This is a genomic window from Francisella uliginis (assembly GCF_001895265.1).
GTDB classification, from domain to species: domain Bacteria; phylum Pseudomonadota; class Gammaproteobacteria; order Francisellales; family Francisellaceae; genus Francisella; species Francisella uliginis.
On sequence record NZ_CP016796.1, the window covers coordinates 1,141,192 to 1,163,692 of the forward strand.

Here is a 22,501-nt window from a genome sequence, read left to right on the forward strand (position 1 = left end):
AACATTAACTATAAAATTATTTGTATATTAATATTTAACAGACTCTATCAAATATTAATAAAACTATTTAAATAGTGAAAAATTAGCATAAATTCTCTAAAAAAGCTTTTGCTTTAATAAATATTACTAATGCATATTTTATTTTTTCATTAAAAATAAAACTAAAGCTAGTAGAGTAAATATAAGAGGTATAACAGTTACTAAGGTAGTTGATATATTAAATACTACTATACTAAGTCCTCCAATCATAAATCCAACATATTGGATTTGTCCAATCCCTCCAAAAGCTTTACCTTGTTCATCATCTGGTATTTGTAATGAAATATATGCAAAGCAGTTTGTATTTAATATTGGAAGAATTAAATAAACTAACATAGACATAGACCATAGCATTAAATTATTTTCTACAAAGAGATATAGTAGTATAAATGTAAAAGAAATAATAATTACACAAATTAAAACTCTTTTGTTTAAACTCTTTATTAGTTTTGTTACTTTAATTTGAATATACATAATAGATATTATTGTAAATAATGCAGATAATGTGAAAAAAAGTGTTATTTTACTCGTACTAAAATCTAAACTTTGACTTAAAACAACAGCAATAGACTGAGTAAAAACACCCTGCATACATCTTAAAAGTAGTAGAAACATGACAAAACTTAGTAACTCTTTTTTTGAAAAAATAAAAAATAGATTTTTAAAAGCTTGAAATACTTTTCTACTCTCATCTTTTACTAATTCTTTTTTAATATCTTTTAAAGAAAGGTGAAGCATCACAAAGTTTATTAATACAAGTATTATAGCTATAAGAAAAGGCGACATTAAAGCCCACCGACTATCAGAAACTGATAAGCAAGTTCCACCAAGTATAGGTCCAATTATACCTCCTAAGAGAAATGCTAATATAGGATATCGAAATACAAGGCTTCTATCAATTTCTTTAACATTTTTTACAATTGTTGAATTTATAACAGCATAGTTACCAATAGCAAAGCCGCAAATAGCCCTAGATATTATGAATAAAAAAGGATTTTGAATATAAATAGATACTACAGCTATCACAAAACCTAGAACTTCTATTTTTAGTCCCGCCAATAGAACCTTTTTTTCTCCAAACTTATCAGAGTAAGTACCCAAAATAGGCATACCAAACAATGTTCCTAAGGGGAATATTGCTATACTTAATCCATATAGTAAAGCTGAACTAGAACTATAGTTAACTAATAAACCATAGTTATGATCATAAAATATATCAGGAAGTATTGGTAGAATAATAGTCATACCTAAAGCATCTATAAAACATAGAAACAATAAAGCAAACAACACGTTTTTATTTTTCATATATTAACAATCCTGTTTTGTAATCTATGAGTATAGCAAAAATCTTATTTATAATTGATTTATTGTTATTTTTTCAACATTATTTTATAGAAAAAATACTTAACTATTCTTTATGCTTTACTTTATTTGCAATAAGCAACCCCAATTAATCAATAACATGACCATCTCTTCCTTTAATAATATAATTTGATTGACTACTAAATTGCTGATTAAATTGAGTTTTATTATCACTGTAGTTATGATTATTATTTATATACTGAATTTGATGATTGTTAGTATTAACTAATGATTTAGCTTTTTCTAAAGATTTTTGCCAGTCGTTATCTATATCACTATCTCCAGTGCTTGAAAAAAGCTGCGCTAGAGATGATATAGAATTAGTATTTCTTGAGTCTGCTTGGATAATATTATTATCAGATAAAAACTGCTTTAATGATGATATGATATTGCCATCACTATATTTTGTAGGATGCATGTAATTTACTGCAGGTAAAGATACTGATGATGCGCAAATGTAAATAATAATCTTAAAAAATTTATTTACTGGGCAAAAATTACTTATATATTTAATAGCAACAAGATATATAATTACTGCTAGAACAAATGCAATAAAGTAATTAATCATTATTAATCCTTAAAACCTTAAAAGTCAAAATATATTAAATTACCTGAAATGTATTTGTAAACTTCCCATCAGAGCTATCACTAATGAAATATTCAAATTCACCTGGCTCATAGACGTATTTTAAATCATTATTATAGAATTTAAGATCATTAACATCTAACTCAAATGTCACGGTCTTAGTTTGTCCTTTTTTCAAAAATACCTTTTTAAAAGCTTTTAGCTCTTTAACTGGAGGTGTAATTGAACGTACTTTTTGATGGATATATAGTTGCAACACATCAGCACCATCATATTTACCAGTATTTGTAATATCAACTTTAATAATTAACTTATCACCCTTCTTAATAACTTGTTTATTCTGAATTGGTTTTGAAATATCAAATGTAGTATAGCTTAAACCATAGCCAAATGGATATAATGGCGAATTACAAACATCCATATAATTAGAGTGATATTTCTCAAACCTACAACTATCTTTATTTGTTAAAGGTCTACCTGTATTTTTATGACTATAATAAATAGGAATTTGACCAACATCTCGAGGAAATGAAGCTGTTAGCTTACCTGACGGATTAACTTTACCAAATAATATATCTGCTATTGATAGTCCAGCTTCACTACCAAGGAACCATGCATCAAGTATAGCTGGGACAGTTTTGCTCTCTTGTGTTAAAACAAGAGGTCTTCCATTGAATAATACCAACACCACAGGCTTACCAGTTTTTAGTAATACATTAAGTAAATCTCTTTGAGCTTTAGGTATATCAATATGTGATCTACTAGTGCTTTCACCACTCATTTCTGCAGATTCACCTAATGCTGCTATTATAACATCAGATTTCTTAGCAATTTCTAAAGCTTGTTTTAATAACTGCTTTGAAGTTTCATTATTTCTACCTAAAGATTTACCAAACATTGTCGCATCTTTTTCAAAAGTTTTACTGTAAGATAAATTACTACCTTTGGCATATAAAACTTTGCCCTGGTGCCCTATTTCATCTTTTACCCCTTCTAATAATGATATAGATTTATCTTGATCAGCAGTAATACTCCATGTTCCATCCATATTATTAGCTGCGTTAGCTAGAGGTCCAATTACAGCTATTGTTTGATATTTTTTCAAAGGTAACAAATTATTTTGATTTTTTAATAAAACCATGGACTCAGAACCAACTTTTCGCGCAAATTCTCTATGTTTTGCTGAGAAAATTACTTTTTTAGCATCTTTGGCATTAATATTTTTATATGGATTTTTGAATAATCCTAATTCAAATTTAGCTATTAGTATTCTCTTAACGGCTTTATCTATTTCAGCCATAGATATTTTACCTTCTTTTAAAGATTTTCTTAGAGTTGTAAGATAGCCATTACCTACCATATCCATATCAACGCCAGCATTTAATGCTTCAGCTGATACTTGTTGTAAGTTTTTACCAACTCCATGATTTATCATTTCTGGTATTCCCGTGTAATCAGAAACGACAAAGCCTTTAAAGCCCCATTGATCACGTAGTAGATCTGTCATTAACCATTTATTTTCAGTAGCTGGAATACCGTTAATATCATTAAAAGCTGCCATAACACTACCAGCACCAGCATCTATAGCCGCTTTATATGGAGGCAAGTACTGGTTATACATCTTAACTTTGCTCATATCTACAGTATTATAATCACGCCCTGCCTCAACAGCTCCGTATAATGCAAAATGCTTCACGCATGCAAGTAAACTTGTATTATCTGCTAAATCATTCATCTCATAGCCTCGTACCATAGCCTTAGCTATTTGACTACCTAAGTATGTATCTTCACCACTACTTTCAGCAATTCGCCCCCAACGTGGATCTCTAGATATGTCAACCATTGGAGAGAATGTCCAGTTTATCCCTTGGCTACTTGCTTCTATTGCAGCTATTCGAGCAGTTTCTTGGATCATATCTAAATCCCAACTAGTAGATAATCCTAGTGGAATTGGGAAAGTGGTTTTATAACCATGAATAATGTCCATACCAATCAAAAGAGGAATATGCAGACGAGTATCATTTACAGCTATCTCTTGAGCTTTCTTTATATCTTCTGGAGATTTTAAATTAAATATCCCTCCAACTTTACCTTCTTTAATAAGTTTATAAAAATCCTGTTTTTTACTTACACCTGTAGTTGCTTGACCGCCATCAACAAGATTTAACTGTCCAAGTTTTTCCTCTAAAGTCATCTGTGATAATAATTTATCAGCTTGGCTTTCATATTTTTCTTCATTTATATTGTATATATTCTTATTAGATTGACTATCTTGTGACTTTTCACTAAAAATATCTGTAGTCGAACAAGATGTACAAATACTTGCTATTATTGCCAAGGATAAAACTTTTTTCATATACTTTTGAATATTTATCAGTTTAGTAATATTAATAATAGCAAAAAAATAATTTCTATAATCAAAAAATCTTTCTTTAAATATAAATATTATGGATAATCAAAATAAAAACATAAATAGTTTAAAATATGAGTGATAACCAAAATACATTAAAAAGAGATATCTTAGCTCGCCATATAGTAATGATATCTTTAGGTGGGACTATTTCTGCAAGTTTTTTCTTAGGTATTGGAAGTATTCTTAATTCAGTTGGTGCTTTTGGCACAGTATTAGGATTTTTCCTAGGTGGTGTAATTATGATGCTAGTAATGATAAGCCTTGCTGAAATGTCTATAGAAATGCCAATAAGTGGTTCATTTCAAGCTTATGCTACTAGATTTATATCTCCATATTCAGGCTTTCTAACAGGCTGGCTATATTTACTTAACTGGTTAACTGCAGCTGCAGGAGGCTTGGTTGCAGCTGGTATTATCTGTCATAATTTCTATCCTGGAATTACTGTTTGGCAATTCTGTCTTGCCATAATAATTATTGTTAGTCTGTTAAATTTATGTACGGTAAAGGTTTTTGCTGAAATTGAGTTTTGGCTTTCTGCGATAAAAATCATCACCATATTAGTTTTTATAGTTATCGGAATTGCAATTATAACTGGCTTTTTACATTCAAATAAGCCTATATCTGGGTTAGTTAACTTCTATGCTAACGGGTTATTTCCTAATGGTTTTAAAGCATTTTTATTTGGATTAGTAATAATAGTATGTACATTTCAAGGTGCTGAATTAGTCGGTATAGCTGCCGGAGAAACAAAAGATCCAGAGAAAAATATTCGTAAAGCAATAAAAAGTGTTGCTGTACGTATACTTCTATTTTTTGTATTTTCATCATTTATAATTGCTTATATTATCCCATATAAAGATTCAGGAGTTGAAAATACTCCATTTATAACTGTACTGCAATTAGTAAATATAAAATATGTCGATACTATAATGCAACTAGTGATTCTAACAGCAAGTTTATCAGCAGTTAATTCATGCTTTTATACATGTGCAAGATTAATGTGGTCAATGGCTCAAGAGAATCAAGCTCCAAAAATCTTTGCTAAAATAAGTAAAAAGCAAGTTCCTATCTATGGAGTTCTATTCGTTGCTATTCTATCTTGTTTCTGCTTAATCACTAAATTTATAGGAGCTTCAAAAGTATTTATTTTAATAGTATCATCATCAGGTATGGTCGGCTGTATGATATGGATTATAATTAGTCTGTGTCATATATATTTTAGAAAATCTTTATCAGAAGAACAAGTTAAAAAATTAAAGTTTAAAGCTTGGGCTTTTCCTATAATTCCATATTTAAGTATATTGTTTAACTCTTGTGTAATTTTAGGTATGTTCTGGGATCCAGATCAAAGAATGGTTGTTTACTCAGGTATAATATTAATAGTTATATTTTCAATTTTATATATGAAATATAATAAACCATCCTAGATAAATTTATTTTAAACTCGATAAATGCTAACACTATTTAATGATTTAATAACTTTAAGCTGTAAAAATAATATAGTCAATCCAATTGTATTGTGTACTTTTAAACGGTCATCCTGAACTTGGTTCAGGATCTCTTCACTTTGGCTAGGAGATTCCGGATCAAGTCCGGAATGACAGGTTTTATTTTACATAAGTCATTCGGATTAACTATAACTAGCCATGGTTTTATTTACTAAACCCAAGAATAATCTTCCTATAAATAATCCTATTAATTTATTTTTTATTATTAAACTAATTATTGTACCTTTGTTAACTAAGATAACCTCAAAATTAATTTTAAATATCTAGAAGATATTATTATGATAGCAACAATGATTACTCCAATTACAGTATATATAAGCCTTGAAACACTAATGTCATATCCAGACATATGTGCTAGTTTTAATAACATCGCGATAAAAATAGTCAGAAAGAATACATAGCTACCATAATGCTTGATGATACAACAAATTGTGAAGAATGTGGTTATAAATAGTATTAACCAAATGATATATGGATTAAATAAATATATAGCTAATGGTATAGCAAATAATGACCCGATTAAAGTACCTATTAACCTATGTTTAATAGCTGTTGAAGACCTAATAACATCAGGTTTAAAAATTAATAATACAGTCATTGGTATCCAATAACCTATTTCAATATTAAAGTATATCGAAATGAAATTCCCAATTATTAAACCTAATGAAAGACTTATAGCATATAATGTTGATTCAACGTCAGGAATAATTTTTATTGATCGCTGATCATTTATATATGTTATTTTCACTTTTTTTGCCATAGAGATAAATAATAAAATAAAAATTATGGCTCCAATAAAAGTTAAGCTACTTATTATTAATGAGTCTAAAATATCATTATTAAAACCAGTGCCAATAACATACATATCAGCAACAAAAAGAACTCCATTAGCAAATACTAAGTCTGACTTTGCCGTATATCCTACCAAAAATGCAAATGCTAATAATATAAGGGAGCTTATAACTAAATCATTAGAATAATAGCTACCCAAAGCTATAGCTAAACTCATTAAGATAGAAAACATTACTCCAACATATAATCTAAATTTAATAGAGTGATCTCGTATTGATACTTGATGAAGAGTTGCAACAAAACACCCTAATGCTGCAAATAGACCATATATATTATGAGGATCAAATATAACTTGGTATGCTGTAAAAAGCCCTATTGTTGAAGAAGCTGATACTCCCAAAATTAAGCTTGTCTTTTTTAGACAAATAAATTTACTTAACAATTTTATCACTACATTTGGATAAATAAATCTTTCCTAAATTATATATCTATTTTCTAAAATTAGCTTATATTATCTAAAAAATAAAATAATAAATCTTTTTAAATTTACCAATATCAACAATCCATAATAAAGTTGTTTTTCCTTGTTTGACATCTATTTTTTGGCGAATATTATTTACCTGTATTGTATAATTTCCACTATCAAGTTCTTGTTCAAACAAATCAACACTATTTGGTATCAATAACCAGCTTCTTAAATCTGCTCGTTTTGGATCTGTTTTTGAAAGATTAAATTTCAAATGACTCCCAAGTAATCCACCTAGTGCAAATCCTTTATCAAAATCATGTTTAACAGCTTCTATCAGAACATTCTGTGTAATAACCTTAGGATATTCTTCAACTAAAGATTTAATAGCAAAAAGAGTACCATCAAGAAGAGTTTCTGAATAGGTATCAACTAGCACTCTACTTCCTGCAGAAATAGAAACTTTTTTAGGTCCAAAAAAGTGATAATTTGTCTTATAAATTGGAAACTCTATTTTCTTTACACCAACATCTCCTAAATCTAAAGGAACTTTTTCTGACTTTCTTACATTTACTAGACCTTGCTCATAAAATACAACTACTCTACCCATTCCCATAGGAAAAGGAGATGTCTGACTAGCTATTGCAGATCTAAACTCATTTGCAGTTTGATTAAGGTACTTATTACCAACAGTATAATTTTGAGCCTTTGATAAATCAGATGCTGCTTTTTGATAATTTTTAGAAACAACAGACTCTAATATAGCTTTTAAGTAATAACTCATAGGGTTTCCATATGAGTTAGGTATTCTTCTTGAAAATTTTATCATCTGATTTAAAGCTTTAAAATTTTCGATACCAAGTATTTTGTCACTTATATCATTTTCTTTGAAACTTTTTTTTCCAAGCTCTTTCATTCCATCATTAAGAACTTGTTGTTGGTTATACCAAATACTTGCATTATCTAAATTATTTAAAGATTTTAAAGCTTCTTTAAGATTATTAGTCTTCAAATAATTCAATGCCTGATATGTATACAAAAAAGTTATCTCATAATCAGGGATGTTATATGCTGATTTAATATCATAATAACTATAAGTATCTTTACTTAACAATATTGACTTGGTTTTTTTAAGTAATTCTTTTTTATTTGTTGGTACGGATTTTAATGCTTCATTATAAGATTTTATTGAGTCTTGATATTTATTATCAAGCTGTAAAAGTCGACCTGTTTCAAGATCATTTAAATTTTTTAATTCTTTAGCAGTTCCTATTTGGCTATTTTGGCTAATAGCTTCTTGTAAGTTAGACTCGATAATATCTTTACGCACTGAAGTAAATATCCAAGGATAATTAGTAGATGCAAATTCAAGGTTTGTTTTATCTTTTTTAACATCTTTAGAGACACTACTACAACTACTTAAAGCTAGCAAAGAACAAGATAATAGTAAGAACTTTCTAATTTTCTTCATTTTGATAACACCAGTGCCAAGGTTCATAAATAAAACCATATTTATTATTCGGTGGAAAACTCATCTTGAAACCAAACTTATAAGCATTCTCTGTTAACCATTTAAAAGCTTGTGTCTTTTCAAAATCTTCTGTTAAAACTTCTTTTTCTCCAGTCGTAGTTAGATCTATAGCTCTACCAGTATGATGCTCGCTTTGTCCAGCTAAAGCATTTACTTTACTTATTTGCTCAAGAGTCTGCCCATTAGCTAATTTTCTATCAATAATTTTTTGCTGATATTCATAGCTTCTAAAGCCTGATACTATAAATAGTTCTATTTTGTCTACTTTAGCAGCCTCTTGAAGGGCAAGCCAAGCTTTATATGTGGCTTTTTCTAAAAACAAATCTCTATCAAAAAAATCTTTACCAGCTAAGGTAAGCTCACTACTTTTAGCCTCTAGAAATATTATCTTTTCTACCATATATTGTCTTCTTGTAGTTTTAATATATTTTTTAAATATTCCTGATGTTCATTAATATTTTTAACAGTTTCATCTGCTCTGCGTAAATTCAATTTACTAAGGTCAATATCAATATTATTTTTACTTGCTTTTTTCGCTGTTTGTAGTGTCAAGTTAGTTTGTCCACCTGTCATTGCAAGATATACATCAGCTAATAACTCACTATCTAGTAAAGCTCCGTGAAATGTACGATGATCATTTCTTATCTGATATCTCTTACATAAAGCATCAAGATTGTTTTTTTGTAACGGATGTTTCTTCCTAGCAATCTCTAAACTATCGATAATTTTTGCAACATGATTTTCTAACGTTCCATACTTATTATCTTTTAGTAGCCCAAGCTCCCAATTTATAAAAGGTACATCAAAGGCAGCATTATGAATAATAACTTCAGAGTCCTTCAAAAATTCAATCATTTCATCAGCTTTGTCTTCAAAAAGAGGCTTATCTGATAAAAAATCATTTGTTAAGCCATGAATAGCTAAGGCCCCTGCTTCTACCTCATAATTTGGATTACAATAAAAATGTAGCGTATTACCCGTTATTCTTCTATCAATAGCCTCTACAGCTCCAAACTCGATAATTCTATTACCAATTTTATAATCAAAACCTGTTGTTTCTGTATCTATAAAAACTTGTCTAGACATTAATATATTTACTCAGAAAAAATCTATGTTAGTAATTATACCAATAGATCATTATAAATATAATGTATAGTCTAAAGAAATATAATTTTGTCTTTCATTAAAATGCGTACTGCTTGAATTAATATTTGTGTAATCTAGCCCAATCCATGAACCATAAAAAATATTATATCTAAAACCAGCACCATACTGATAAGAATAATTATCTGTATTTTGAAGAATCTGTGAATAATCAACATAAGGAATAAGCCTTTTATTAAATACTGTCGCAGTATAACTAAGCTGAGTTGACCATGATGCAACCACCCCTCCAGAACCTAAAAATCCATCATATATCAAATTAGCACTTGGTCTTACAGAACCAAAGAATGGTACACCAGCAATATTTTTTGGACTAACAGAAGAGGAATTGTTGATTCCTCCTACACCTGTATCTGTAATAAGAGCTTCTGCTTCAAAGTTTATATCTGAAATTGCTAAACCATAGTTTACATCAAAAGCCCCAACATCACCTCCATTAGCAGTTTGAAAACCAGAAACATTTGAATATGCTGCCCCAAAGAACTGGTAATCACCTACATTATCCATTTGATAAATATATTTAGCATTTAGACTAAACCCAACACCACTTTCACTTCCAGCATTTGTAGCACCAAAATAACTATCTGGATTGGCATCTAGTATTACTGCATTTAGATGTAAATCTTGAGTATGATACGAGAGGTTAATATTCCCACCAGCTTGCATAAAGTATGTGCGCGTTAAGGTTGGGACATAGTTAGAAACAATATCAAAGTTACCAAACATCACTGTTGAATTGGCAACATAGCCGAAAAATGGACTCTCTGATAAGTTACCAACAATCAGGTATATTGTATTTGGAGTAACATTAAAGCCATCACCATGATCTTGATAAAGTGTAAATCCAAGCAAGGCACTAAACCACTTAGATATTGTTGAAGCTGCATAAGCATTTACAGCGTATGAAAATTCTTTATTTTCCCCTCCTTGAGGAACTTGATTTAATCTATACCAATCAAGCAAAGCTACTTTAGCACCGAAATAGATATAATCATCATCTAAAATGCCCTGCTCTCTAGCCTGAAGCATAAACAAAGGATCACCAGTATCTTGCTGGGTGTTTAACATTGCGTGAGAAAAAGTCTCACTAACACGAAAACCGTTAAAAAAGGAAGTCTTTATAGCATTATAATTTAGTGCCTGATTAATTTTGTTATCAATACTTTTTTTCGCAACAGCTCGTTTTTCACTATCAGTCAGTGCCTCACCCTCTTTTACTGCTAAATCTTGAATTGCTTGCTGAGCAGCTTTTTCTTGTTGCTTATCTTTCTGCTTATTACTTAAAGGAGCTATATTAGCCATAAAATCTTCGTTAGGAAAAACTCGTCTAAAAGCATTTGATTCTAATTCTCTCAGAGAGTTAGGAGAATATTGATTACTAGGTTCTGATGAACTATTATTATTTTGAGTTATATCATCTGCCAAAGATACATTAGATATAAAAAATATTAGAGAAATATTTAATACAATAATCTTTTTAAGCATGATTTTACATTTATTTTAAGCTAGAGTTACTATTAGCACTGATAATATTAACAATTTGTTTATGACTTAGAGCCTCTCCTTCTTGCATTTCAATATCATCAATTAAGTTTGATTTGCTTTTTGAAACACTTATATCTTTGCCATTATCATCTAATATATATGCGTAGCACAAACTAAAAATAGCTATTAATAATACTAAGAATAAAACTCTCTCAAGCTTCATACTATTTCATTATACTTTTTTGACAAACTGTGATTTTAATTTCATTGCTCCAAAACCATCAACTTTACAGTCAATATCATGATCGCCTTCTACTAGGCGGATATTTTTAACTTTAGTACCAACCTTTATAACTTGAGAAGACCCTTTTAACTTTAAGTCTTTTATTACTGTAACAGTATCTCCATCCTCTAAAGAGTTGCCATTAGAATCTTTTATAATCAACTTATCATCTACTTGCTCACCAGGCTGCCACTCATAGCCACATTCTGGACAAATTAACAATTCTCCATCTTGATAAACATATTCTGATTGACACTTTGGACACTGAGGTAAGGGCTGCATTTTTATTCCTAGGATAATTATTGACAATAGTAGTTTAACATAAAATTAAAAATAATTTACTTTAAATAAATATTCTAAGATATAAGGCCAATATGTTGTCTTGTTGACTAAAGTCTTTGGCTTGACCTTTAACATAACTATAGCTAAAGCCAGCCCAAGCATCCGAAAAAGCATTGTACCTAAACCCTGTATTAACCATAGCTGCATAATTATCAGATGCTTGTTGGACCTGTGAATAACTCACATAAGGTACAAGATCTTTATTATATAGATCGAAAGTATAATCTAGCTGTGATGACCATGAGTAAATTCTACCACCACTCGTTAAAAATTTACTAGATTGTAACCCAGGGAATATTGAAGCTGAAAAAGACTCTCTTAAGTTAAAACCTGCGGAAAGATCTGTTGCTCTAGTTACGCCCTTATCAGTAAAAACAAACTCATTTATAAATTCAAACTTGTTAATATTCATACCAAAGTTAAAATCAGCCACACCTACATTATCATTATTTTGATTTGTAAAGCCAGATACATTTGAATATGCTGCTCCAGCATACCAATAATCACCAACTTTATCTAAGTCTTGGGTATATTTTAGATTTACAGAATAGCCTAAATTTGCATTACCATTATAAGCATTAGCAACCTGTAACAAATTGTTATTTCTTGAAGATCCTAAAAAAACGAAGTTTGCTTGTAAGCCATTTTGATTATAAGAAACATTAATATTACCTCCAGATTGCATAAAATATAATCTAGTTAGTGTCGGTAAAAAGTTAGTTGTTTCATTAAAATTACCAAAGTTAACAGTTGACAATGCTGCATATGAATATATTGGAAATTTTTCAAGATTCCCTAGTATAAAGAATATATTACCAGGTGTAACATTCCATTGACCATTTACGGTATAAGTATTTAAAGATGCATAAACAGAAGTCCATTCTCCAAGCGTACTTAAGACATAATACTCTAGAGTATAATTATTAACAGAGTTTGAAGATAAACCATTCTGTGAATCCCTACCCCATACTGGAGTAAAAGAACCCATTCCACCTAAATATAGATAATTATCTTTTAAAAGTCCATTTTGACGAGATTCTAGGATAAATAGTCCATCTGACGTTTCTTGTTGAGTATTAAGTAATGCTTGTGAAAATATAACATTATTATCTATACCATCAAAAAATGGTGGTTTAACTTTATTCAAGTGAGTAGTGTTTAATAATGATTTGCCAATATCAAATGTGCTTCCTGAAGAAATAGATTCTCCTTCAAACTCTTCAACATTATCAATAGCCGAATCATCTTTTTTACTTGCTTGATCTTTATTAGCTTTGGCTAGTTTTTCTTGTGTATTTATATCATCACTAGCTGCATAAACGTTATAAGTAAGTAAAAACAAACTTATAATGATTAAGATAACTTTTTTCATTTATGTAGCTTAAAGAAATAGAAATTAAAAAGAGAATAGTACTTTACTTGAAAATTACTTAAATTATAGATCTACAACATGGCCAGATAAGTATTCTGCTACACCTTCTGGAGATGCCTTCATACCTTCATCGCCTTTGTTCCAACCAGCTGGACAAACTTCACCATGCTCTTCATGGAATTGTAAAGCTTCAACCATTCTAGTAACTTCATCCATATTTCTACCTAATGGAAGATCGTTTACTACTTGATGACGTACTATACCATCTCTATCGATCAAGAAAGTACCCCTAAATGCCATACCACCTTCAGACTGAACATCATAAGCTTTTACAATTTCTTGGTTTATATCAGCAACCATAGTATATTTAACTGCACCGATACCGCCTTCATTTACTGGAGTATTTCTCCAAGCATTATGAGTAAAGTGAGAATCAATAGATACAGAAATAACTTCTACACCTAGTTCTTTTAGCTTAGCTGTTCTTTTATCCAAAGCTATTAGCTCAGATGGGCAAACAAATGTAAAGTCTAATGGGTAAAAAACTACAACAGCATATTTACCTTGAATAGCTTTTGCAAAATCATAATTATCTACTATCTCACCATCGCCTAGTACAGCTGGTGCATTAAATACAGGAGCTTTTTTTCCTACTAATACCATAACTTCATCCTCCATTTAGTAAATTTTTATGGTTATTTATCAAATTTAACGCTACTAATTTTGCGCATTAATTACTCTTATGTCAACAATATTTATTGTATATAATATTCCACATTATATGTAATAAGACAAAATATTATGCTTTTACCTGTTAATAAGAATACTAAACTTTTAATTTTTGATTGTGATGGAACTATTGCAAATAACATGCACATACATATCAATGCTTGGATAGATGTTTTAAGTAAGAAAAATATAGCTATCTCTTCAGTTAATCTTGAAAAATATAACGGTCTTCCAAGCGAAATTATTTTAAAAGAGGTATTTAATTTTGACAACAAACAAATCCCTATTATTGCCGAAGAAATAAGAATAACATCTCACAAGCTTTTAGATAAAACAAAACCTATCCAACCAGTTATTGATTTAGTTAAATATTATCATAACAAAATGCCTATGGTTGTAATATCTGGGGGCAAAAGAGATAATGTTTACAAATCTTTAGATACTTTAGAGCTTACAGATTTATTTGATGAAATTATTACCGCTGATGATAATCATCCAAGTAAAGACACTCCTAAAGCCTTTACCTCGTTAGCTGAAAAATATAAGGTAAAAAATCAAGAGTGTCATGTTTTTGAAGATGGTGTTCCAGGATTAATAAATGCTTTAAAAGCTGGTATGACTGTTACAGATGTAAGAAATATAGATTTAGATTAGTAAAAATAAAACACATAATATAAATAATTGATAAAATAGTAGCTATACATTTTGAAAATAAATCTAGCTATGAAAAAAACTGCTTTATTGACTAGTTTAATTCTAATATCTTCTTTAGGTTATTCAAAAATTGTTGAAACAACTACTTGGAAAACTAAAAACGCAGAAAAAAACTATCTAACCAAAGTTTTTTGTAACAAAAAATTATCTAAAGAAGATTGCCAGAAGAATATTAAAAATATCAAAGATTATGGTATTGATGTTAAGTCTCTAGCTGATAAAAATATTAAAAATATTGATCTAAATAAGGTAACTTACACTACAACAAATACTTTTCCTGCAACAGGTGAAGTTAAATCAAACGTATCTGGTCTTTTAATGTTACCGGAAACAAAGGACCCTAGGGGTGTAATTATATACTACCACCCTACTGTGTTTGATAATGCTGGAGTTGGTTCTAATCTTAGTAAAAAGAATAAAACAAGTGTGCTCTTTAATACTATTTATGCTGCTATTTATGCTGCAAATGGCTATATTGTTGTTGCTCCAGACTACATAGGACAAGGTGATGATTACAAAAACTATCATCCATATGTTTTTTATCCTAGACAAACTGTAAATACTGCTGTTGATATGCTAAATAATGTTAGTAAAGATATTCGCAAAAAATATAACCTAAAAGCAGATCAACATCTAAACCTTTACTCAGTAGGTTACTCAGAAGGTGGTGCATACTCAATATGGAGTGCTAAATGCTTAGGATGGCGAGGCGACTGTAAAGGTGTTAATAAGCTAAATAATTTATACAAATATAGAGCAGCAGCGGGATTAAGCGGTGCTTATGATATTAGTCAAATCGAATTAGATTTTATGACTGATAATAATGATTCTAATAAATATGCTCTACATAGTAAATTAATAACAACTATGTTAAAACCTGGTTTAATGTCTAATGCTTTTATGAGTTATCTTCACTATGGAAATACCTCAAAAACAATTAGTACACAGGATTTTGATAAAGGCTTCTTTAATATGATGTGCTCTACATTTTCTCAAGATAAATGCAACCTTGAAGGTAAACATTACACATTTGATAATCTTTTTTTACAAAAACATCTTCCAAATAATGCTTTTGCTGGAGCAATTTTTAATAGTGCTTTATATAAAAAATATCCCAATCAAGAATCAGCTTCACATTATGGCATACCGACAGGCAATAACTCCATGTACGACCTATTTAAACAAAAAATCTTTTCTAACGAAGAGCTTTTAAACACAATGAGAGATGCAAATATTGTAAATCAAGGTAAAAGAACAAGAACTCCTATGTTTTTATTTACTCTAAAAGAAGATTCTGTTGTTACTCGCTTAAACTATGACAAATTCATGAAGAATGCTAATGCTATAGTAGATGGTTTTGTTTTAGATAATGATAAGATTGTAACTAATACTATCGATTGGCTTCCAGTTGATCTTAATATAAATGAAGTAGATCATGTAACAGGTGAAATTTATGCTAACTTATTTGCATATAATTATATAAATGATATGAATAGGGTTTACTCATAAAATGATTAAAGAAATTACAGAAAGAACAGGTATACTGGTTAATGATAAAGGCATAGAGAAATTAGAGAGTGCTAATATTTTTATCGCTGGTTGTGGTGGCGTAGGTTCGTTTGTTATAGAGGCATTAGCACGAGCTGGTGTTGGTAATTTAACAATTGTTGATATGGATGTTGTTGATCCATCAAATATTAACCGTCAACTTATAGCATTACAAAGCACTATTGGTATGCCTAAAGTAGAAATTATGCAAAGGCGTATTAATGATATTAATCCAGAATGTAATGTTAATGCTTTAGAGGCTTTTATAAATCCAGAGAATACTAATGAATTACTTACTCAATATAAATATGATTATGTTATAGACGCTATAGATACATTAAATGCTAAAGTCCATCTAGTAAAAGCAGCTCATGAACTAAATATAAAAACAATATCAAGTATGGGAGCAGGTGGAAAAACTGATCCAACACAAATAAAAGTAGCAGATATTTATAAAACAGATGTTTGTGCATTAGCAAGAGCGATGCGTACTCGTCTAAAAAAACAAAAAGTCAAAAAAGGTATAAAAGCTGTTTTCTCAACTGAAAAAGGTATAGCTCCCCTACCACCTAAAGATCCTGAACCAAACCAACAAGGTAGATCTAGAGCTACTAATGGTACTCTTAGTTATATGCCATCATTATTTGGTCTAACTATAGCGGGAATTGTTCTTAAAGAAATAGTAGGCGAAGATTTTAATAACTAAATATTATTCATACACTATAGAAATATAAATTCATATAATTTACTCTTGTAACTATTAGTTAGATATCCATTTAAATTTAATATGTCAAAAACTCTTAACTTAAAACATTTACTATTGATTTTTTTAATCATTACAATCTCTAGTTGTTCTGAAAAAACAAAAATTGATGATAAAATGGGAGCTTGTGAAATATTAGCTCAGCATTCAAGTTGGAAAAATTCACTAAAAACAGCACAAGAAAAATATAATTTACCTCCAGCTTTTGCGATGGCGATTATTTATCAAGAATCTCGATTTGACGCTGAAGCCAAAAGTAAATACTCATCTGCTTATGGATATGCTCAAGCTATTGATGGCACATGGAAGCATTTTCAGCAAGATGTTAAATCAAATGCTAAACGTAATAATTTCAATGATAGTGTACAATTTATAGGTTGGTATATGTCACAACTATCAAAAAGTTTAAAATTACGTATGACAGATAGCAAAAATCTCTACATGGCCTACATGCTTGGAGCAACAGGGTTTAAACGTTATAAAGCTGGAACATTTAAAAATAAAGCAAAAATTGAAGAAGATAAAAAGATCGCTACAAAAATAAGTAATTATACAAAAGTTTATCAATCTCAATTAAAAAACTGCAAAATCTAAACTCCTTATGAAAAAGCAAAATTTAGCTATTATTATACTTAGTATATTTTTTCTAAGCACAACAAACATTTTTGCTAAAACAGAATCTTCACCAAATACAAATATCTGCCAAATATTAAAACATCATCCAGATTGGCAAAATTCTTTAAAAAAAGCTGATAAGGAATATGGCATCTCCCCTGCATTCACCCTAGCTGTTATACATCAAGAATCAAAATTTCATGCAAACGCAAAAAATAGATATTCTTCAGCATTTGGTTATGCTCAAGCATTAAATAGTACTTGGAGAATATTTCAAAGAGATGTTAAACCTAATGCTAAACGTAATAGTTTCAATGATAGTGTTGAATTTGTAGATTGGTATATGGCACGATTAGCTCATAAGCTTCACTTGAAAGCTTCTGATAGATTTGATTTATATCTTGCATACATGCTTGGCGAGGGAGGATTTAAAAATTATTTAGATAATCCATATCAAAGTAATTCTGTACTAAAAAAAGAGGCTATAGCTGCGAAAGTAAGATTAAAAAGTCAAGTTTATGATTTAGAACTTCGAAATTGTGAAATTTAAAATCTATATGCAAGAGTTGTCATAACTTTTGACTGTAGTTTCATAATCACTTTAACTGGTTTAGGAAGTTTTTTACCACCAGCTTTTTCTGCTTCAACTGCATGTTCTGACTCATCTATATACATTTGCTTAAGTATCTCACGTGAGCGATTATCATTTATAGGCAAACTTTTTAGGTGAGAGTCCAGATGTCTCATTACTTGTTTTTCAGTTTCTATAACAAATCCATAACTTAGACTATCACTTATTGAACCTGCTGTTGCTCCTATCCCAAATGATGCCCAATACCAAAATGGATTAAGTAAACTAGGTCTAGCATCTAGTTCTTGAAGCCTCTCACCACACCAGGCTAAATGATCATACTCCTCATCTGCAGCATGGTATAGATGTTCTTTAGTTTCGGCTGATTTTGCTACACTAGCCTGCCCTCTATATAAACCTTGGGCACAAATTTCACCTGTATAGTCAACCCTCATCAATCCAGCTGCATGTTTTTTTTCATCATCAGATAATTTACCATCAACTGTATTTTTACTTGGAGATTTTCTATTTGGATTTAGAGGAGCTTTTGTAAATCTTGCATAACTATCAAGCTCTTCAATAACTCTATCTAAAAAAGATAATTTTCTCATAATTTAAACTCCTAGTTTAATAAAATCCGTATAGTGCATTTGCTGCAACTATTGCAAATAAAATATTGAGCACCAAAAATACCCAGCCTACACTATACCCTTCTTGTATTGAAAATATTGCATAAATTGCTAGAACAATTCCACATACTACCATTGGCTCATTTTTACCTAAAAGTATACCTAAGCATAAAGCTATTAAACCAACAAATGCACATATTCTAGCAAGATTTAACTTATGTCTACCAAAATAATAGATAGAAAATGCAATAGCTAAAAATATAAATACGCCTAAATTATAAACCTGTTGTATTTGATAAAAAACCATAATAGCACTAACAAATGCTATACCTTGCAGACCACTAAAAAATGGTTCTTTCTGTATAGATGCCGAAACAAACAAAAAAAATGTTGCTATCAATACAATAGTGTTTTTGTCAGAAATATTTTTTTCTGCTAAGCCAAACATAAATATTAATAGCCCTAGAATACCTAAGTATAAGCCGGTATTTTTGATATATTTATTTTGCATGCAAGAGTTGATAAATTTATTTGATTACAATTATAAATATAAACTACCATTGTTACAAAAGTTTTCATTGAATAACATGCAAACTATTATGTATAATTACAAATATATTCTTGTATTTACTTTTTAGCATAAAAAAGGAGATTTTAAATGGCTAGAAAAAAAATAGCGCTAGTTGGTGCTGGTCATATTGGTGGTACACTTGCTCACTTAGCTCTTATCAAACAGTTAGGTGATGTAGTTTTATTCGATATCGCTGAAGGTATGCCTCAAGGTAAAGCTCTTGACTTGCTACAAACATGTCCTATTGAAGGAGTTGATTTTAAAGTTAGAGGTACTAATGATTTTAGAGACCTTGAAAACTCTGATGTTGTAATCGTAACAGCTGGTGTTGCAAGAAAACCAGGTATGTCTCGTGATGATCTTTTAGGTATTAATATTAAAGTAATGCAATCAGTTGGTGAAGGAATCAAACACAACTGCCCTAATGCATTTGTAATATGTATCACAAATCCTCTAGATATTATGGTTAACATGCTACAAAAATTCTCTGGTGTTCCAGATAATAAAATCGTAGGTATGGCAGGTGTTTTAGATTCAGCTAGATTTAGAACTTTCTTAGCAGATGAATTAAACGTTTCGGTGCAACAAGTTCAAGCTTATGTAATGGGTGGTCATGGTGATACTATGGTACCTCTTACTAAAATGTCTAATATTGCTGGTGTTTCTCTAGAGCAACTTGTTAAAGAAGGATCTCTAAAACAAGAAAGACTTGACTCTATAGTTGCTAGAACTAGAAGCGGCGGCGGTGAAATCGTAGCTTTACTTAAAACTGGTTCAGCTTATTATGCTCCTGCAGCTGCTGGTATTCAAATGGCAGATAGCTACTTGAAAGACAAAAAAATGATCTTACCATGTGCGGCGAAAGTAAAAGTTGGTATGTACGGTCTAGATGAAGATCTATTTGTTGGTGTTCCTACTGAGATCTCTGCAAATGGTGTAAGACCTGTAGAAGTTGAGATTTCTGATAAAGAAAGAGAACAATTACAAATATCAATAGATGCAGTTAAAGAACTAAATAATGCTGCTGCTGAAATTTTAGCAAAATAAATTTTTTATTAAGGATGTGGATAATCCTTATGCTATCTACATCTTAAAACTCATTCTATAAAGTCAAGAATAATATTTAACTATTTAGTATTTTAAAATCGAAAAAAATTGATAAAATTTTACATATAAATTTGAATGTATACTAAAACGGTATACATTCATTAATATTAATAATACATTAAAACAGGTTTTACTATGTCTGACAAAAATTATCTTGGCATTAATATTAATGTATCCAAAGATCGTGAGCTTTCAGAACAAGCTCAGCAACTTCTTACAAACTATTATTGTTTGGAGAATGAACCCTCTCCACAATATGCTTTTGCTAGAGCTGCTGTAGCATATTCATTTGGTGATACTAACTTAGCTCAGCGTATTTATGATGCTGCATCTAATGGCTGGTTTATGTTTGCATCACCTGTACTTTCGAATGCTCCTTTACCTGGTGCAAAAGTTAAATCATTGCCAATTAGCTGCTTTTTGTCATATGTCCCAGATTCATTAGAAGGACTTATTGAGCACTCTTCTGAATTAAGATGGTTATCTGTAAAAGGTGGTGGTGTTGGTGGACATTGGTCAAATGTTAGAGCTGTTTCAGATAAAGCTCCTGGACCAATACCTTTTATGCATACAGTAGATGCTGACATGGTAGCTTATAGACAAGGTAAAACTCGTAAAGGTTCATATGCTGCCTATATGGATGTATCTCATCCTGATATAGTAGAATTTCTGGGCATTCGTGTGCCTACGGGTGACGTTAATAGAAAATGTTTGAACCTTCATCATGCTGTAAACCTTACAGATGACTTTATGCAAGCAGTTGCTAATGATGAAGATTGGAAACTTGTTGATCCAGATGATAAGACTGTAAGAGATATTGTTAAAGCACGTAAAATCTGGGAAACCATACTTGAGACTCGTTACCGTACAGGTGAACCATATCTAAACTTTATTGATACTGCAAATAGAGCCTTACCAAAAGCTCAAAAAGATCTTGGTTTAACAATCAAAGGCTCAAACCTATGTAATGAAATACACTTAGTTACTGATGAAAATCGTACTGCAGTATGTTGTCTATCTTCAGTAAATTTAGAAAAATATGATGAATGGAAAGATACTACTCTTATTAAAGATTTGATTAGATTCTTAGATAATGTATTACAGTTTTTCATAGATCATGCTGGAGATGAGATATCTAAAGCGCGCTACAGTGCATCTCGTGAAAGAAGTCTTGGTCTAGGAGCTATGGGCTTTCACTCATATTTACAAAAACATAGTGTTGCTTTTGAATCTCAAAAAGCTAAAGAAATTAATGAAGAGATATTCAAGAGAATAAAAGATCAAGCTGTTGAAGAAACTCTAATACTTGGCAAAGAAAAAGGTGAAGCTCCAGATATGGCTGGTACTGGGCGTAGAAATGCCCATTTATTAGCTATTGCACCAAATGCAAATAGCTCTCTAATACTTAATACTTCTCCTAGTATAGAACCTTGGAAAGCAAATGCCTTTACATCTAGAACAAGAGTTGGATCACATCTAACAAAAAATAAATATCTAGAGCAAGAGCTTGAGAAAATCGGTAAGAATAATGAGGAAGTTTGGTCTGATATTATCACGAATGGTGGATCCGTCCAGCAATTAGATTTCTTAAGTGAAGAAGTAAAAGATGTATTTAAAACAGCTATTGAAATGGATCAAGACTGGGTTGTACACTTAGGTGGTGAGCGTCAGAAATATCTATGTCAAGGTCAATCTTTGAATATCTTCTTCCCAGCAGGAGCTTCAAGAGAATATTTACATAAAGCTCATTTTAATGCTTGGAAATATGGTTGTAAGGGTTTATATTATCTAAGAACTGAAACATCTAATAGAGCAGAAAATATTTCTAAAAAAGTTGAAAAACAAAGGCTTGTTGAGTTCTCTGAACTTAAACAATCTGAGAATGAATGTATCGCTTGTGAAGGATAAAAT

The 22,501-nt window shown here is 30.3% G+C and carries 22 protein-coding genes; 8 read left to right on the forward strand and 14 right to left on the reverse strand.

Annotation, left to right across the window (positions count from 1 at the left end; all coding sequences use genetic code 11):
- Positions 1–138: 138 nt before the first annotated feature.
- The 3 genes from F7310_RS05335 to bglX form a co-directional block, all read right to left on the reverse strand.
- The gene (locus F7310_RS05335; RefSeq protein ID WP_072712318.1) at positions 139–1,344 is read right to left on the reverse strand and encodes an MFS transporter; all 1,206 of its coding nucleotides are present in this window, start codon (positions 1,342–1,344) and stop codon (positions 139–141) included.
- Positions 1,345–1,489: 145 nt separating this feature from the next.
- The gene (locus tag F7310_RS05340; RefSeq protein WP_072712319.1) at positions 1,490–1,969 is read right to left on the reverse strand and encodes a hypothetical protein; all 480 of its coding nucleotides are present in this window, start codon (positions 1,967–1,969) and stop codon (positions 1,490–1,492) included.
- A gap of 34 nt (positions 1,970–2,003) precedes the next feature.
- Entirely contained in the window at positions 2,004–4,343 is a 2,340-nt protein-coding gene (bglX, locus tag F7310_RS05345) for a beta-glucosidase BglX (protein ID WP_072712320.1), read from the reverse strand.
- 128 nt (positions 4,344–4,471) lie between these two features.
- Between bglX and F7310_RS05350 the strand changes: the two genes are divergently transcribed.
- Complete coding sequence (locus F7310_RS05350; RefSeq protein ID WP_072712321.1) at positions 4,472–5,827, forward strand: amino acid permease; 1,356 nt, start codon at positions 4,472–4,474, stop codon at positions 5,825–5,827.
- A gap of 313 nt (positions 5,828–6,140) precedes the next feature.
- Here the strand turns inward: F7310_RS05350 and F7310_RS05355 are convergent, their stop codons facing one another.
- The 9 genes from F7310_RS05355 to F7310_RS05395 all read right to left on the reverse strand — a co-directional run bounded on the left by F7310_RS05355 (position 6,141) and on the right by F7310_RS05395 (position 14,006).
- Positions 6,141–7,142, reverse strand: coding sequence for an FUSC family protein (locus tag F7310_RS05355; protein WP_072713543.1), 1,002 nt, complete (start codon positions 7,140–7,142; stop codon positions 6,141–6,143).
- 73 nt (positions 7,143–7,215) lie between these two features.
- Positions 7,216–8,637: a COG3014 family protein gene (locus tag F7310_RS05360; RefSeq protein ID WP_173647422.1), complete on the reverse strand. Its 1,422-nt coding sequence runs from the start codon at positions 8,635–8,637 to the stop codon at positions 7,216–7,218.
- Positions 8,624–9,097 (reverse strand): M15 family metallopeptidase, encoded by a 474-nt coding sequence (locus tag F7310_RS05365; RefSeq protein ID WP_072712323.1) that lies wholly within the window; start codon positions 9,095–9,097, stop codon positions 8,624–8,626. Before F7310_RS05365 ends, F7310_RS05360 begins: the two co-directional genes overlap by 14 nt.
- A complete protein-coding gene (dnaQ, locus tag F7310_RS05370; protein WP_072712325.1) occupies positions 9,091–9,783 on the reverse strand; it encodes a DNA polymerase III subunit epsilon in 693 nt (230 codons plus the stop codon). The genes F7310_RS05365 and dnaQ overlap by 7 nt, the downstream gene beginning before the upstream one ends.
- Positions 9,784–9,834: 51 nt before the next feature.
- Positions 9,835–11,346 carry a hypothetical protein gene (locus tag F7310_RS10560; RefSeq protein WP_173647415.1) on the reverse strand — a complete coding sequence of 504 codons (1,512 nt, stop codon included), beginning with the start codon at positions 11,344–11,346 and terminating at the stop codon, positions 9,835–9,837.
- A gap of 10 nt (positions 11,347–11,356) precedes the next feature.
- Positions 11,357–11,569 carry a hypothetical protein gene (locus tag F7310_RS05380; protein ID WP_072712326.1) on the reverse strand — a complete coding sequence of 71 codons (213 nt, stop codon included), beginning with the start codon at positions 11,567–11,569 and terminating at the stop codon, positions 11,357–11,359.
- A 9-nt stretch (positions 11,570–11,578) separates the two neighbouring features.
- Positions 11,579–11,911 (reverse strand): zinc ribbon domain-containing protein YjdM, encoded by a 333-nt coding sequence (locus F7310_RS05385; protein WP_072712328.1) that lies wholly within the window; start codon positions 11,909–11,911, stop codon positions 11,579–11,581.
- A 61-nt stretch (positions 11,912–11,972) separates the two neighbouring features.
- Positions 11,973–13,343 (reverse strand): hypothetical protein, encoded by a 1,371-nt coding sequence (locus F7310_RS05390; RefSeq protein ID WP_072712329.1) that lies wholly within the window; start codon positions 13,341–13,343, stop codon positions 11,973–11,975.
- A 63-nt stretch (positions 13,344–13,406) separates the two neighbouring features.
- Positions 13,407–14,006, reverse strand: a complete 600-nt coding sequence (locus F7310_RS05395; RefSeq protein ID WP_072712331.1) for a peroxiredoxin — start codon at positions 14,004–14,006, stop codon at positions 13,407–13,409.
- A gap of 138 nt (positions 14,007–14,144) precedes the next feature.
- Between F7310_RS05395 and F7310_RS05400 the strand changes: the two genes are divergently transcribed.
- From F7310_RS05400 to F7310_RS05420, 5 genes are all read left to right on the forward strand, one after another.
- Positions 14,145–14,726: an HAD family hydrolase gene (locus tag F7310_RS05400; protein ID WP_072712332.1), complete on the forward strand. Its 582-nt coding sequence runs from the start codon at positions 14,145–14,147 to the stop codon at positions 14,724–14,726.
- A 69-nt stretch (positions 14,727–14,795) separates the two neighbouring features.
- A complete protein-coding gene (locus F7310_RS05405; protein WP_072713546.1) occupies positions 14,796–16,295 on the forward strand; it encodes an alpha/beta hydrolase family protein in 1,500 nt (499 codons plus the stop codon).
- A 1-nt stretch (position 16,296) separates the two neighbouring features.
- Entirely contained in the window at positions 16,297–17,040 is a 744-nt protein-coding gene (locus F7310_RS05410) for a tRNA threonylcarbamoyladenosine dehydratase (protein ID WP_072712334.1), read from the forward strand.
- An 81-nt stretch (positions 17,041–17,121) separates the two neighbouring features.
- Complete coding sequence (locus tag F7310_RS05415) at positions 17,122–17,691, forward strand: transglycosylase SLT domain-containing protein (protein WP_072712335.1); 570 nt, start codon at positions 17,122–17,124, stop codon at positions 17,689–17,691.
- 7 nt (positions 17,692–17,698) lie between these two features.
- Complete coding sequence (locus F7310_RS05420) at positions 17,699–18,262, forward strand: transglycosylase SLT domain-containing protein (RefSeq protein WP_072712337.1); 564 nt, start codon at positions 17,699–17,701, stop codon at positions 18,260–18,262.
- Here F7310_RS05420 and coq7 read toward each other — a convergent pair.
- Both coq7 and F7310_RS05430 read right to left on the reverse strand, forming a co-directional pair.
- Positions 18,259–18,894, reverse strand: coding sequence for a 2-polyprenyl-3-methyl-6-methoxy-1,4-benzoquinone monooxygenase (coq7, locus tag F7310_RS05425; protein WP_072712338.1), 636 nt, complete (start codon positions 18,892–18,894; stop codon positions 18,259–18,261). The genes F7310_RS05420 and coq7 overlap by 4 nt on opposite strands.
- A gap of 16 nt (positions 18,895–18,910) precedes the next feature.
- Positions 18,911–19,423, reverse strand: coding sequence for an MFS transporter (locus F7310_RS05430; protein ID WP_072712340.1), 513 nt, complete (start codon positions 19,421–19,423; stop codon positions 18,911–18,913).
- A 147-nt stretch (positions 19,424–19,570) separates the two neighbouring features.
- Here F7310_RS05430 and mdh point away from each other — a divergent pair, with 147 nt between their 5' ends.
- Both mdh and F7310_RS05440 read left to right on the forward strand, forming a co-directional pair.
- Positions 19,571–20,530 carry a malate dehydrogenase gene (gene mdh / locus F7310_RS05435; protein WP_072712342.1) on the forward strand — a complete coding sequence of 320 codons (960 nt, stop codon included), beginning with the start codon at positions 19,571–19,573 and terminating at the stop codon, positions 20,528–20,530.
- Between the two features lie 195 nt (positions 20,531–20,725).
- Complete coding sequence (locus F7310_RS05440) at positions 20,726–22,498, forward strand: ribonucleoside-diphosphate reductase subunit alpha (RefSeq protein ID WP_072712343.1); 1,773 nt, start codon at positions 20,726–20,728, stop codon at positions 22,496–22,498.
- The last annotated feature ends 3 nt before the right edge of the window (positions 22,499–22,501 follow it).